Source organism: Pyxidicoccus sp. M15 (genome assembly GCF_056858435.1).
Genome location: NZ_CM166495.1, coordinates 6,587,960 through 6,601,325 on the forward strand (window position 1 = coordinate 6,587,960; position 13,366 = coordinate 6,601,325).

General features: G+C 72.0%; 13 protein-coding genes and 2 tRNA genes. 4 read left to right on the forward strand and 11 right to left on the reverse strand.

What is annotated here, in order from left to right; genetic code table 11:
- Nucleotides 1–4 precede the first annotated feature (4 nt).
- Nucleotides 5–631, reverse strand: a complete 627-nt coding sequence (locus ACX9TP_RS24535) for an MlaC/ttg2D family ABC transporter substrate-binding protein (RefSeq protein WP_482973041.1) — start codon at nucleotides 629–631, stop codon at nucleotides 5–7.
- Nucleotides 632–687: 56 nt separating this feature from the next.
- Nucleotides 688–2,439, reverse strand: a complete 1,752-nt coding sequence (locus tag ACX9TP_RS24540) for a TolC family protein (protein WP_482973042.1) — start codon at nucleotides 2,437–2,439, stop codon at nucleotides 688–690.
- Nucleotides 2,440–2,729: 290 nt separating this feature from the next.
- Between ACX9TP_RS24540 and ACX9TP_RS24545 the strand changes: the two genes are divergently transcribed.
- Nucleotides 2,730–3,656, forward strand: a complete 927-nt coding sequence (locus ACX9TP_RS24545; protein WP_482973043.1) for a class I fructose-bisphosphate aldolase — start codon at nucleotides 2,730–2,732, stop codon at nucleotides 3,654–3,656.
- Between the two features lie 152 nt (nucleotides 3,657–3,808).
- Here the strand turns inward: ACX9TP_RS24545 and ACX9TP_RS24550 are convergent.
- The 5 genes from ACX9TP_RS24550 to ACX9TP_RS24570 all read right to left on the reverse strand — a co-directional run bounded on the left by ACX9TP_RS24550 (nucleotide 3,809) and on the right by ACX9TP_RS24570 (nucleotide 6,634).
- A tRNA-Ala gene (locus ACX9TP_RS24550) sits at nucleotides 3,809–3,881 on the reverse strand.
- Nucleotides 3,882–3,937: 56 nt separating this feature from the next.
- Nucleotides 3,938–4,348 carry a hypothetical protein gene (locus tag ACX9TP_RS24555; RefSeq protein ID WP_482973044.1) on the reverse strand — a complete coding sequence of 137 codons (411 nt, stop codon included), beginning with the start codon at nucleotides 4,346–4,348 and terminating at the stop codon, nucleotides 3,938–3,940.
- A 46-nt stretch (nucleotides 4,349–4,394) separates the two neighbouring features.
- Nucleotides 4,395–5,675, reverse strand: coding sequence for an RsmB/NOP family class I SAM-dependent RNA methyltransferase (locus tag ACX9TP_RS24560; protein ID WP_482982215.1), 1,281 nt, complete (start codon nucleotides 5,673–5,675; stop codon nucleotides 4,395–4,397).
- 108 nt (nucleotides 5,676–5,783) lie between these two features.
- Nucleotides 5,784–6,452 (reverse strand): response regulator, encoded by a 669-nt coding sequence (locus ACX9TP_RS24565; protein ID WP_482973045.1) that lies wholly within the window; start codon nucleotides 6,450–6,452, stop codon nucleotides 5,784–5,786.
- Nucleotides 6,453–6,548: 96 nt separating this feature from the next.
- Nucleotides 6,549–6,634, reverse strand: a tRNA-Leu gene (locus ACX9TP_RS24570).
- A 96-nt stretch (nucleotides 6,635–6,730) separates the two neighbouring features.
- On the opposite strand from ACX9TP_RS24570, the gene ACX9TP_RS24575 reads away from it, so the two are divergent.
- From ACX9TP_RS24575 to ACX9TP_RS24585, 3 genes are all read left to right on the forward strand, one after another.
- Nucleotides 6,731–7,474, forward strand: coding sequence for a tetratricopeptide repeat protein (locus ACX9TP_RS24575; protein ID WP_482973046.1), 744 nt, complete (start codon nucleotides 6,731–6,733; stop codon nucleotides 7,472–7,474).
- A 400-nt stretch (nucleotides 7,475–7,874) separates the two neighbouring features.
- Nucleotides 7,875–8,831 (forward strand): diguanylate cyclase, encoded by a 957-nt coding sequence (locus tag ACX9TP_RS24580; protein ID WP_482973047.1) that lies wholly within the window; start codon nucleotides 7,875–7,877, stop codon nucleotides 8,829–8,831.
- Between the two features lie 51 nt (nucleotides 8,832–8,882).
- The gene (locus tag ACX9TP_RS24585; protein ID WP_482973048.1) at nucleotides 8,883–10,619 is read left to right on the forward strand and encodes a response regulator; all 1,737 of its coding nucleotides are present in this window, start codon (nucleotides 8,883–8,885) and stop codon (nucleotides 10,617–10,619) included.
- Here the strand turns inward: ACX9TP_RS24585 and ACX9TP_RS24590 are convergent, their stop codons facing one another.
- From ACX9TP_RS24590 to ACX9TP_RS24605, 4 genes are all read right to left on the reverse strand, one after another.
- A complete protein-coding gene (locus ACX9TP_RS24590; RefSeq protein WP_482973049.1) occupies nucleotides 10,620–11,210 on the reverse strand; it encodes an HdeD family acid-resistance protein in 591 nt (196 codons plus the stop codon).
- 179 nt (nucleotides 11,211–11,389) lie between these two features.
- Nucleotides 11,390–12,310, reverse strand: a complete 921-nt coding sequence (miaA, locus tag ACX9TP_RS24595) for a tRNA (adenosine(37)-N6)-dimethylallyltransferase MiaA (RefSeq protein ID WP_482973050.1) — start codon at nucleotides 12,308–12,310, stop codon at nucleotides 11,390–11,392.
- Nucleotides 12,303–13,115: a hypothetical protein gene (locus ACX9TP_RS24600; protein WP_482973051.1), complete on the reverse strand. Its 813-nt coding sequence runs from the start codon at nucleotides 13,113–13,115 to the stop codon at nucleotides 12,303–12,305. Before ACX9TP_RS24600 ends, miaA begins: the two co-directional genes overlap by 8 nt.
- Before the next feature lie 77 nt (nucleotides 13,116–13,192).
- Nucleotides 13,193–13,330: a hypothetical protein gene (locus ACX9TP_RS24605; protein WP_482973052.1), complete on the reverse strand. Its 138-nt coding sequence runs from the start codon at nucleotides 13,328–13,330 to the stop codon at nucleotides 13,193–13,195.
- Nucleotides 13,331–13,366: the final 36 nt, after the last annotated feature.

The window sequence follows — 13,366 nt, forward strand, 5'->3', positions numbered from 1 at the left end:
AGGGCTAGTTCGCGCTGCCCTCGGCCTTGGCCGGGGTGGCGGCGGCGCCCTTGGCGGACTTGCCGGCGTTCTCCTTCTCCAGCTGCGCCCGCTTGCTCTTCAGGGTGGAGAGCAGGCCGTCGAAGCCCTTGTCGGCGAGCAGCTTGCGGAACTGGCCCTTGTACGTGTCCACGAGCGACACCTCGTCGGTGATGACGTCGTAGATGCGCCACTCCTTCTTCGCGTCGGGGCGGTAGAGCCGGTACTCGATGGGGATGTTGTCCTTCTTCAGCGTGAGGATGGTGTGGACGGTGGCCTCGTTCCCCTCCGCTTGCTCCTTCACGTACTTCACGTCCGCCTGGGCCTGGCCGATGGCCTTCTGGGCGTAGGACGCGCGCAGCAGGCCCGTCATCGTGTCGGTGAACTCCTTGCGCTGCACGGGCGTGAGCGAGGTCCACTGCTTGTCGCCCAGCGCACGCTTCGCCAGTTCCTCGAAATCGACGAACTTCTCGACGACGGTGGCGAGCGAGTCAACGGTGGCGCCGGGCGCGCTGGCGGCCTTCTGCACGTCCGCATTCCCGGATTTGACGACCGAGAGCGGGCTGACTGGCGCGGCGGCAAGCAGGGTGGCGGCGAGCAGGGATGCAATCATGTGGTTTTTACGCTCCGTGTTGGAGGACGCTAGAGAGGACAGCTGCAGGGGCCGGGTTATTCACCCGGCGCGGGCGGTGTCCCGGTGACCCGGTTCAGGGCGGCCATTCCGAGCCGGACGTCGTGCCAGCTCTTCGACTTGTCGCCGGAGGCCTGGGCGTAGGCGCTGAAGGCATCCACCAGGTCCCGCGTCTCCCCCGTTCCCAGGTCGAACGCGGCGAAGGCGGCCGTCACCCAGCGGCGGGCATTCTTCTCCGCCTCGCCAAAGGCCTTCGCGCGGGCCCACGCGGCCACCAGCTCGCCGTGCACCTTCGTCACCTCGAGGCGGATGCCGGCGTGGATCTGCTTCTCCTGGGCGCGCAGCTTGTCCAGCTCCGCCTTCGCCTGGTCCAGCTGCGCGTCCTTGATGGGGACGTCGAACGTCCCGCGCATCACCAGGCCCAGGCCCACGGTGCGGTCGTTGTATGCGTCATACGCGAAGGGGTTGCGCTGGCGCGTGGCGCTGGTGGTGAAGCGGACGTCGTAGAAGCCGGCGAGCCCCAGGTCCGGGAAGAAGCTGCGCTCGCGGATGAGGACCTCCGCCTCGCGCGCGATGATACCCGCGGCGATGGCGGTGATTTCCGGCCGGTACTGCTCGGCGAGCTGGAGCGCACGCTCCAGCGGGGGCGGCGCCACGTCCTCGTCGAGCGCGAGGTCCTCCTCCACCACCGCCACCGGCGCGCCCTCGGGGGCGTTGGCCAGCAGGCGGATGGCGACCAGCGCGAGCTCCCGCCCCTGCCGCGCCTCCGCCTTGCGCGCCTCCACGAGCTGCCGGAAGAAACGGACCTTGTAGGTGTCCACCTGGGACACCTGCTGCGACTCCTCCTTCAGCAGCGCGTCGATGCGCTCGGCGGCGTCCTCCAGGCGCTTGGACACGTCCTCAATCTGCTGCAGGCCGGAGCGCGCGAGCTGGTAGCCGTAGTACGCCTGCGCGGCCTGGAAGCCCGCCTCGTCGCGGACGCGCTCGCGCAGCGCCTCGCCCACCACCGGCCCCTGGGCGCCCGCCTTCTCCAGCGCGGACAGCTTGCCGAAGGTGTAGATGGGCAGCACCGCGTTGCCCGTGGAGAAGGCCGTCACGCCCACGCGACCGAAGTTGAGGTCGCCCTCGAGGGACGCCTCGGTGGTCGGCGGTCCACCCAGCCCGTCATTGCGTGCCTCGGGCACGGGGCCACCCACGCCCACGGTGATCTCGAACTTGGGGAACCAGGCCCACTTCGCCTGCTGGTAGAGCGCCTGGAACTTGCGCAGCTCCGCGCTGGCCTCCTCCACCCGCGAGTCCGTGGCCCGCGCCTTCTCCACCAGTTGCGCCAGTGTCAGCGGCGCCGGACCGGAGGCGGCCCCCTGCGAGTCAGGAGCCTCGCTCACGGCCTCGGTGGCCTGCTGCGCCTCCTGCGCGGGCTGGCGCGCAGGCGTGGGAGACACGGTCCGTCCTCCCGAGGGCATGGCGGTCGGGGCGTCCACCGTGTTCGGAGCAATCACCGGAGGCCCGGGTGGCAGGCTGGTGGCCCCGGTGCCCGTCGTCGGCGCGGGAGTGGTGCCGCCCGAAGGCGCCGGGCCCGGCGAAGGCGTGGCGGAGGTGCCCGTCCCGGGAGTCGGGGTCGTCCCCGTCCCGGAGGTGCCAGGCGTCGAGGTCGTGCCCGTCCCGGAGGTGCCAGGCGTCGGCGACGGGCTGCTCCCCGGCCCCGCTGTCCCGGGGGTGAGCTGTGCCGCCGAGAGTCCGGCCGCCAGCACCAGCGCCACTGTCACGCCTCGATCCAGGTGTCTGCGCATTCGTACCGCCTCGTGCGGGCCCCATATCCGAGTTGCCAGCGACAGCGCAGCATCTTCGTTCCGCGAGGCGCCGTCACCGAGCATGTTCGTCCCATTTCCATCGTCCGGTGTCCCCCGGAAGCCCTGCCCTGGCGGCGCGGTGGCCGTCCTGCCGGGGGGCGATTCCGCGGGCTCGCGTAGGACCGCTGACACTCGGGCAAGAAAATGAGTTGGTTGGACGTGACGTATGCAGCAGATTGCGGCCGTTCCCGACTCGGGCCGAAGGGCCCGCATACCGAGGACCCCCACACATGGCCTATACCGATCGCGTCAAGCAGATCCTGTCCTGGTACACGTCCGACAGCCCCGGCACGTTGACCAACCTGGCCCGCCTCATGAACACCGGCACGCTCGCCGGCACGGGCAAGTTCGTCATCCTCCCGGTGGATCAGGGCTTCGAGCACGGTCCCGCGCGCTCGTTCGGCCCGAACCCCGCCGGCTATGATCCCGAGTACCACGCGCAGCTCGCCATCGACTCGGGCTGCAACGCGTACGCGGCGCCGCTGGGCTTCCTGGAGGCCATCGCCGGCAAGTTCGCGGGCGAGATTCCCCTCCTGCTCAAGCTCAACAACTCCGACTCGCTGGCCAAGGTCCCCAACCCGATGTCCGCGGTGACGGCCTCGGTGAAGGACGCCGTCCGCCTGGGCTGCGTCGCGGTGGGCTACACCATCTACCCGGGCTCCGGCGCGCGCAACGAGCAGTACGAGGCGCTCCGCGAGATCATCGCCGAGGGCAAGTCCTACGGCCTGCCCACCGTCGTCTGGGCCTACCCCCGCGGCAACATGTCCAAGGAGGGTGAGACGGGCATCGACGTGGTGGCGTATGCGGCGCAGATCAGCGCCCAGCTCGGCGCGCACATCATCAAGGTGAAGCCGCCGCAGGACCACATCGAGCAGCCGGAGGCGAAGAAGGCCTTCGAGAAGGCCGGCATCTCCACCAAGACGATGGCCGACCGCGTGCGCGAGGTGGTGCGCTCCGCGTTCAACGGCAAGCGCATCGTCATCTTCTCCGGCGGCGAGGCCAAGGACACGGCGGCGCTGCTGGAGGAGATCAAGCAGATCAACGCCGGTGGCGGCTTCGGCTCCATCATGGGCCGCAACGCCTTCCAGCGTCCGCACGGCGAGTCCGTGAAGCTGCTCAAGGACGTGATGAACATCTTCGCCGGCGGCAGGGGCTAGCCCCCCAGGCATCGCGCGCCAGCGCATGGGGCCCGTCAGGTCTTCCTGGCGGGCCCTTTTTCATTCGGCCCGTCGCACGCGAGAGCCACGGCGCCGCGCCGGAAAACAAAAAGGCCCGCCTGGTTTCCCGGGCGGGCCTCTTCATTTCAGAGTGGAGCTAATCGGGATCGAACCGATGACCTCTTGAATGCCATTCAAGCGCTCTCCCAGCTGAGCTATAGCCCCGTCTTTTGCTGCTGGGCCGCTGTGGGGAGCGGCCCGACGTCGAAAGTGGGTGCCTTCTACCGCTTCTTTCCGCCGTTGGCCACAATTGTTTGTGGCTTCGTGGCGTTTTTTCCACCCTTCAACCGCTCAGCGACTTCTTCTCCTTCCCGGAGGATGTCCGTCAGCTCGCGGGCGTGGGCCTCGGCCGCCTGCTCGGCGGCTTCCACGGCCTTGAGGACGGACGCGAAGCCGGCGGGCAGCTCCAGCCGGCCCTTCTGCACCTGGCGCCAGACGACCTCGCCCAGCTCCTTCAGCGCGCGCTCCTTCTGATCCTTCAGCACGGTGGCCTTGGCGTTGGCGCGGGCCAGGTCCGTGTTGCGCTCCACCGCCTCGCGAAGCTGTGCCAGACGGGCCTGGGCCGCCTGGAAGGCCTCGTTGATCTGCTTCACCACCTCGGACTGCTTCGGGTCGGCCGCCACGTGGGTCACCCCTTGGGAATTCCAACAGTTGCGTAGCGTGTGGGCTCGCGGGCTGTCAACTCCGCGCCGCCTTGCGAAGGCGCGCCGCGAAGAACCCGCCCCCGGGCACGCGAGGGGGCAGCGCCTTGAGGTATGGCCCCTGGGCCGCCAGCGCCGCCCGTTCCGCTCCGAGCACGTCTCCCACCGGCTCCAGCGTGAAGTCCGGGTGCTTCGCCAGGAAGGCCTCCACCACCGACTCGTCCTCCTCCGGCATCACCGAGCAGGTGGCGTAGACGATGAGCGCCCCGGGCTTCGCCTGCGCCGCCACTTCCTCCAGCAGGCCGGCCTGGGTGGTCTGGTACTTGGAGATCTCCGCCGCGGTGAGCTTCCACTTCTGGTCCGGCTCGCGCGCCAGCGAGCCCGTGCCGCTGCACGGCGCGTCGATGAGCAGCACGTCCGCGTCGGACAGGGGCAGCGGGTGCGGGAAGGCGACCTGCCGCAGCGAGAGCCGGCTCACCCGCTCGCGCGCCTCGGCCAGCCGGCGCCGGGAGCGGTCTCCCGCCAGCACCCTGCCGGTAGGGCCCACGAAGTCCGCCAGCGCCAGCGTCTTGCCGCCCGCCCCCGCGCAGACGTCCGCCACGATGAGCCCCGCCAGCGAGCCGCCCGCGGGCCGGCACAGCTCGGAGATGAGCTGGCTGCCCACGTCCTGGACCTGGAGCTTCCCGGACTTCATCACCTTCGTCTCGAAGATGCGGTGGCTGGCGTCCACCACGCGCACCGCGTCCGGAGCGGCGGCCACGGGCTCCGCGGCGACGCCCTCCTCCGCCAGCGCCGCCAGCACCGCGTCGCGCGAGCCGGGGGGGCGCACGCGGAAGTGCAGCGCGGGCTCCTCGTCCAGCGAGGACAAGAGCCCCTCCAGCACGTCCTCCGGGTACACCTCCGCCAGCCGCACCACGAACCAGGTGGGGAACGAGTAGCGCACCGCCAGCCGCTCCGCGGGCGAGTCCGGCAGGGGCGCCTCCGGCAGCGGGGACTCCACCACCTCCTGGAGCAGGTCGTCCTTGATGGTGCGGGGCCGCACGGGGCCGGGCAGCCGCACCTCGGGGCCGATGCGCTTCCAGCCCTCGCCACAGAAGATGCGCCGCCAGAGGGCGTAGCGGACCACCGCCTGGTCCTCCGTCAGCCCCACCTTGCCCATGCTGTGGCCGAGCAGGCGCGCCGCCAGGTCCAGCAGCCGCTGGTGCCGGGACAGCTCCCGCACGGCGAAGGCCGCGAAGCGCCGCTCCTGCCCACCGAGGCCGTCCGCCTCGCGCAGGGCCTCCGCGAGCGCGGCCTTCAGCGGCTCGCCCCGCAGCACCTTGATGTGGGCCTGGAGGGCCGCGGTGGCGGCGCTGCGCGACGGACGCCCGAGCCGGGCCGCGTCCAGCGGTGTCGAAGGCCACACGGAGTCCACGAAGGAGCGCCTCTAACCTTTCAGCGCCAGGGTGATGGCGAGGCACCCCTCGCGGGAGTGGACCTCGGGCGCCTGGTCGGCCCCCACGAAGAAGTACCGGGGTGCGGTGTGCCGCTCGCCAGCCACCTCCAGGTCTCCCTCCACGAGCAGCGCGCCCTCGCCGCCCTTCGCGCCCGGCCGCCAGGGGAAGCGGCCACCGGCCGCCACGCGCACCCAGGCCGCGTCCGCCTCGGGGCCCGTCGCCGCCGTGCGGACTCCGGGCCCGGCTTCCGTCCAGGCGTCTCCCGGGACGGGAGCCCCGGCGGCGGCCACCTGCTCCGCCCGGCTGCGCAGGGCGAGGAAGCGCTGCACCAGGGCGACGATGTCGTCCAGTTGGAAGGGCTTCACCAGTACCGCGTCCGGCAGGTGGGGCCGCAGCGTCCGGGTGACCTCGTCGGGCGCGGCGGCGCTGACGATGGCCACCGCCTGCTGGCCGCGCCGGGCGGCCTCCAGCACCGTCCGCCCCCCCTGCTCATGGCCGGCGATGCGCAGGTCGGTGATGACCAGGTCGAACCGCTCCTCGCGCAGGGCCTCCAGCGCCTCGGTCTCGGTCCCGACCTCACGCACCTCGGCCAGCTCGGCGATGATCTCGCCCATGCCTTCCCGGAGGCTCGCGTCGTCCTCGACCAGCAGCACCTTCATTGCGGGGGGCCTCCGTCGGGCCTGACAGCTGCCGGTCCTACCTGGACCCGGGTGGGACCGACACGGTCACCCCCGCCGGTCCGCCCATTCGGATTATGGCCCTCCCCGGACTCGAACCGGGACGCGGGGTCAGCCGCAGCGGATTTTGAGTCCGCCTCGTCTACCAATTTCGACAGAGGGCCGCTTGTTGCTGGAACGACCAGACGTATACCGCGACCCGCGTCCTTGTGCATCCGAAGATTGCGGTGCCGCACGCACATCGCTAAGAGGGGCCCCGCATGTACAACCTTCTCATTTCCCTCGCCGTGGGGATTGTCGTCGCGCTCCTGGTGAAGCTCGCGGGCTTCTCCCTCTGGGCCGGCCTCGTTCCCGGGATCATCGCCCTCATCGGCACCTTCGTCCTGCTCGCCCGCCGGGTGGCCGGCCGCATCCAGGCGCTGATGACGGTGGTGCAACAGGACCTCCAGTCGCAACCCACCAGCCAGAAGGATGCCCAGGGACGGGTGGACCGGGCGGTGAAGACGCTCGAGCAGGGGCTCGTCTACGACAAGTGGCAGTTCCTCGTCGGCCCGGAGATCCACGCCCAGATCGGCATGCTGAAGTACATGGTGAAGGACCTGGACGGGGCCAAGGCGCACTTCGCGAAGGCCAGCGCGCGCAACTACATGGCCAAGGCCATGCAGGGCGCCCTGTTCTACCAGCGCAAGGACTTCCCGGCGATGAAGGCCTCCTTCGAGGCCGCCGTGAAGAGCGGCAAGAAGGAGTCCATCGTCTGGGCCGTGTACGCCTGGTGCCTCTTGCAGAACAAGGAGAAGGACGACGCGCTGCGGGTGCTCGCGCGCGGCGTGGAGGAGAACCCCAAGGACGAGAAGCTCAAGGGGAGCCTCGCGCAGCTGCAGAACGACAAGCGCCTGAAGATGAAGCCCTATGAGCCCATGTGGTGGCAGTTCGGGCTCGAGGCCCCTCCGACGATGCCCCCCATGGGCGGCGGCCGTCGGATGCAGTTCACTACGCGACGCTGATCGCCCTGCGCGGGGCGGGCGATCGTCCGCCCGCGTACGGCAATTCCTACCGGGCCCTTCAAGACGATGCTGGAACGTCTTCCGACCCGTTAAAACGGGGCGACGGAGAGGGCACGCAACCACCTGAAATCACTGTGACGGGCCTGTGCCGGCGCGGGGCATGCTGCTTGCTCCAGGGCCGTGCGCGCGCTGGGCTTTGAAGCGGGCCCGCGGCGCGGCGGCGAACGGGCTTGGCAGCCGGAGGTCTCGGGTGAAGGTTGCGGGAGTCGGCGGGTGCTTGCAGGACTGGGTGGCGGCGGATGCGCGTGGGGCGCTGGGGCGTCGGGAGCACTCGGACGGGCGTGGCACCCGAGACTTTCGGCCTGCCATTTCGGAGCAGGCGAGCGAAGCGGAGTGGTGCATGGAACGGCGTGGCCGTACCTCGGGGCGCTCTCTCCTCCTCATCATCGAGGACGACGCGGGAGTCCGTGAGAGTCTCATGGACCTGCTTGCTTCCCGCTTCGACGTGCTCGCGGCGCCGGACGCGGACGCGGGGCTGGAGCTGGCGCGCGAGCACCGGCCGGACCTCGTCCTCCTGGACCGCTTCCTTCCCAGCGGCGACGGGCTGATGGTGCTGGAGGCGCTCCAGCGCGACGCGCGCACGGAGGCCGTGCCGGTCATCTTCCTCACCGGTGACGCGGACGAGGCGACGCTGGAGCGGTGTCTGGAAATGGGCGCGGTCGACTTCATCCACAAGCCGGCGAGCGCGCGCGAGTTGCTGGCGCGCATCGACCGGGCGCTGCGCCAGAGCGAGCAGCAGCGGCGGCTTCAAATCCTCGCGCAGACGGACGCGCTCACCGGGCTGGCCAACTTCCGCGCGCTGACGGTGCGGCTGGAGGAGGAGCTCCGCCGGGCGCAGCGCTACCAGTACCCGCTGAGCGTGGTGGTCATCGACCTGGACCACCTGAAGGCCATCAACGACGGCATGGGGCACGACGTGGGCAACCGCGCCATCGCCGCGCTGGCGTCGCAGCTCAAGGGCAACCTGCGCGAGTCCGACTTCGCGGCCCGCTTCGGCGGCGACGAATTCGTGGCGTTGCTTCCCCATCAGACGGCGCTGGAAGCGGCCGTGTTCGCCGAGCGCATCCGCACCGGGCTGCGCACCGTGGGCGTGCAGAAGAGCGACGGCCGCCCTGCCCCCTTCGGGCTGAGCGTGAGCGTGGGCATCGCCGACCATACGTTGGAAGGGCCGAAGGAGGATCCGGACGCGCTGATGAAGGCGGCGGACGCGGCCCTCTACGAGGCGAAGCGTGAGGGGCGGGATCGGGTGGTGGTGTTCGGCCGGCCGGTGATCTCCCCACCGGTGCAGCGGCATTGAAGAGAGCAGCTCGGGCGAGGCAGGCAACGGCGGGGCAGCGAGGGCGAGGCTATGCAGGGCAACAGGCTGGCGAGCGGTTCGAGGGTGGCAATCGTCGGGGGCGGCATTGCCGGCGCGGGGCTGGCGGCTTCGCTCCTCTTCAACGGGCGGGCGCGCGGCCTGACGCTGGACGTGCGGGTGTACGCGGGCGGGACGTCGGAGCGCACGGCGCCCCCGGCGGTGCTCACCCCGGAGTGCCGCTCGCGCCTGGCCGCCCTGGGCTGCCGCATCCCCACCGAGTGGCGCGCGCATGAGCTGCGCGGCGTGGAAGTCATCGCCGAGGGCCGCCGCGAGCTGCTCCCCGCGGCCTCGGGTGGGCTGTGGGTGGTGGACGGCTGGCCGCAGGGCCAGGGCGGACTGGAGCAGGTGCGGGACGTGCTGGCCACGGCGGCGAGCGCCCAGGGCGCGCGCTTCGTCTCGCGCCACGTGGAGAAGGTGGAGCGGCAGGCTCCGGCGCCGGACGCGCCCGCGTCGGTGCGGGGCGCGGGGCCGCTGGTGGTGCGCGCGCAGGGCAGCGGCGACCGCTTCCACGCGGTGGCGCTGGCCACGGGCGCGGGGCCGCTGATGGGCGACGCGTTCTTCAAGGGCTTCCGCCCGGCGCCCACGGTGGCGGCGGTGCAGGCGCGGCTGCGGCACGCCTCGCCCCGGCTGGAGCTGGCGCCGCTGGCGCGGCTGTGGATTGCGCCGCTGCCCACGGTGGACGGGCTGTTCCTGCTGCCGGCCGCGGGGTCGGTGTACGCGCTGGCCTTCGGCCCCGCGGTGACGCCGGCGGACCTGTGCCAGGCGCTGATGATGGCGGCGCGGGACGGGCTGGTGGAGGAAGGCTTCGAGCTGGCGGCGCTGGAGACGACGCGCCTGCCCTACGGGCCGGGCCGGACGCTGGTGGCCCCGGGCCAGGTGGTGGTGGGCCCCGCGGCCTTCGGCCACCCGCTGCAGGTGGGCCTGTCGGAGACGCTGGCGTCGTGCAGCCGCGCGGCGGTGGCGCTGCTGGACGGCGGCCTGGAAGCGGCCGCGCTGGAGCGCCGGTACGTGCGCGAGGGGCTGGGCGAGCTGATGGAGGACGCGGCGGCGGGCGCGCGCTCCATCACCTGGCTGCGCCGCGCGGGCAAGCGGGCACCGGCGGCCTTCATCGCGGCGAAGGGCCGGCGCGGCATGGGCGGTGTGTACGGCGGCGGCGTGCTGGGCATGAGCGCGCCCACGCCCACGGCGCTGCTGGGCGCGGCGCGCTGGGCGGGCCTGCGCGAGGTGGTGGGCTCGTGGATGCGCACGACGATGGAGCCGGTGCCCACGGTGGTGCCCGAGCTGGAGCCGGACCTCTACTACGTGGTGGACGACGACCCGGACGCGCGCGAGGCGCTGACGGCGCTCCTGGAGAGCACGGGCGCGAAGGTGGTGTCGTTCGCGGATGAGCTGGCGCTGTTCTGCGCGGTGGCGCGGCGGCCGCCCACGGCCATCCTGCTGGACGTGGTGCTGCACTGGGTGGACGGCCTGCGGCTCGCGGAGGGACTGAAGCAGCACCCGCTCACGCGCAACACGCGGGTGGTGGTGATGAGCGGGCTCAACCGGCCGCACGTGCGCCAGCGGGCGCTGGACGCGGGGGCCGAGGCCTTCCTGCCCAAGCCCGTGGACCCCGAGCGGCTGCTGCGCCTGCTCACCGGACACGTCCCGGTGGCGTCTTCCGCGGTGGAGCCGGAGGCCCGGCCCGGCATGAGCGAAGAGGCGCTGGGCTCGGACCGCTACGCGTCCTGACTACGCGGTGACCTGGCGCAGCGAGCGTCGGAGGGTGAGTGAGCCGGCCATGAGGGCGACGCCTCGGAACAGGATTCCGATGCCCACCATGGTGCCCACCAGCCACACGGCGGAGATGGGCCACTGGGCCATGACCACGACGCCGAGGAAGACGGAGACGGCGCCGTAGAGCAGGTCCCAGCCCCACCGGGCGTAGCGGTCCACGACGGAGGTGATGGCGTGGAACAGGCCGCTGGCGAAGAAGTAGCCGGCGAGCAGGAGCGTCAGCGCGGCCAGCCCCGCGCCGGGGTACACGAGGACGAACAGCCCCACCACGGTGGTGAGGACGCCGCCCAGCAGGTAGAGCATGAACGGCCCGCCGGACTTGCGGACTCGGAACGCGGAGACGATTTCCGCGACGCCCGCGAAGGTCAGCACCGCGCCGAAGAAGATGATGGAGATGAGGCTGGTGAGGAAGGCGGTGCCCAGCGCGACGATGCCCAGGGCCGTCAGCAGGAGTCCGAGGATGAAGGGGCCGCCCCAGAGGGACGAGGTGACCTTCGGCCTGTCGTCTGGCGCCGTCTCCCGATTGCGCTGGATGGTGATGGCCATGACGTCCGCTCCCGCGTTGTGAGCACCCTGGCGGCCGGGAGGCCGTGCGTCCGTCCAGCGGCCGCACATCGGCGTCCGGGGCCGGGGCTCGTCCACCCGCGAACATGGGAGCGCGGGGCGGCGGGGACAATGCGCGCCCTTCCCGCTCCGTCCCTCCCCTGCCCCACCCCGGGGGGCCCTCAGCTCTCGCGAGAGCGCTCGAGCAGGACCTCGTACGGCGGCGGCACGAACACCGCTCCAGGCTCCTTGCGGAACCACGTGAGCTGGCGCTTGGCGTAGCGGCGGGTCTCCTGCGCCGTGTCGTGGATGGCCTCGGCCACGGTCATCCGCCCCTCCGCCACCGCGCGCGCCTGCACGTAGCCCACGCTGCGCATGGGGGCCGCGTCTGCGTACCCACGGGCCAGCAGCTCGCGCGTTTCCTCCACCAGCCCCCCGGAGAACATCGCCTCCGTGCGCGCGTTGATGCGCTCGTAGAGCGCCTCTCGCGGCGGGTCCAGCACGTAGAGCCGGAAGGGATACCGGTCCGCGGAGAACGCATGCGCCCTGCGGAACTCCGACGCGGGCACGCCCGTCTGCGCGTGAATCTCCAGCGCGCGGACGACGCGGACCAGGTCCTGCGGGGGCAGCTTCGCCGCCGTCTCCGGGTCCACCTCCGCCAGCCGACGATGCACGGCCTCGCGTCCCTCCGCGGCGGCGAGCGCCTCCAGCTCCGCCCTCAACTCGGGCAGCGCGCCGGGGGCGTCCACCACGCCGTGCAGCAGCACGCGCAGGTACAGCCCCGTGCCGCCCACGACGAACACCGGCCGCCCCCGCCCGGCAATCTCGGAGATGACCGCATCCGCGCGCCGCTGGTACTCGGCGGCGGAGAAGGCCTCCATCGGGTCCACCACGGACACCAGGTGGTGCGGCACCGAGGCCAGCTCCTCGGCCGAGGGCTTCGCGGTGCCGATGTCGAAGTGCCGGTACACCTGCTGCGAGTCCGCGCTGACAATCTCTCCGCCCGCCCGGCGCGCCAGCTCGAGCGCGAGCGCCGTCTTGCCCGACGCGGTGGGCCCGGCAATCACCGTCAGCAGCGGCCTGCCCTCCACGCCCTCACCCATGTCCCGCCGCCTCCAGCGCGCCACGGACCACCGCCGCCGCGGACGCATCTTTCGCGAACACGAGCCGCACCGGGGCCACCTCCGACAGCAGCCTGCCCGCCGACGCCAGCAGTCCGCCCCGCCCTGCCGCGGTGGCCTCGGGCAACAGCGCGTTGAGCAGCAGCATGCGCCCCACCTCGCCCGCGGGCTGTGACTCCCACCGCGAGCCCGTGTCCCACGCCAACGTGCCCACCGCCTTCAACCACGCCTCCACCGGGGCACCCACGTTCCACGGCGTCCCCGCGACCCGCCATGCAGGGAGCCCTGCCCCTCGCTGCGGCCACACGGCCACCAGCTCGTCGGAGAGCAGCGCTTCTCCCGCCTCCGCCCACAACGCCCCCAGGGTGCTCTTCCCCGCCCCCGAGTGCCCCACGAACAACGCAGCCCGCCCCAGGTGCGCCACGGCCACGCCATGCACCAGCAGGCCCCCGCGCCGGGCAAGCGCCCCCGCGAGCATCACCTTCAGCACCGTCTCCACGGGAAAGCGGCCCTGCCCCACCACCGTGGCACGCAGGCCCTCCGCCGCGAGCGTCGCGAAGTAGTCCTCGCCCTCCAGCCGCAGCGAGCCGTCCGGAGCACGCTGGACCCGGGGAAGCTCGCGGACGGCAGGCGCGGGCCTCGCCACCTCGGGCGCAACCACCTCCAGCTTCGCCACCGCGCCGCCTTCCGACGCGGGGACGAGGAACCGGGAGAACAGCCGCCGCAGCGAGCCCTGAAGGCCCGCGTCGGCCGCCTCCACCGCCACCGTCCACCCGGCGATGCTCACGTGCACACCGGTGGACTGGGGAGCGTCGTCGGAACTGCCGGAGCCACCGGGACCGGGCGAGCCGGTTCCCGAGGCGCTCAGGGCGTGCACTCCGACTCGCCCGGGATGTTGCACTGGGAGATCTGCGCCAGCGCGACGAAGGGCTGCTCCCAGAGGATGGCGGGCGCCTCGTACTTCGGACGCGCCTCGGTGGCGGGGGCCTGCGAGGCGTTCATGTCAGGGTTCCGGGCCGTCATGGAGGAAGGCTCTTT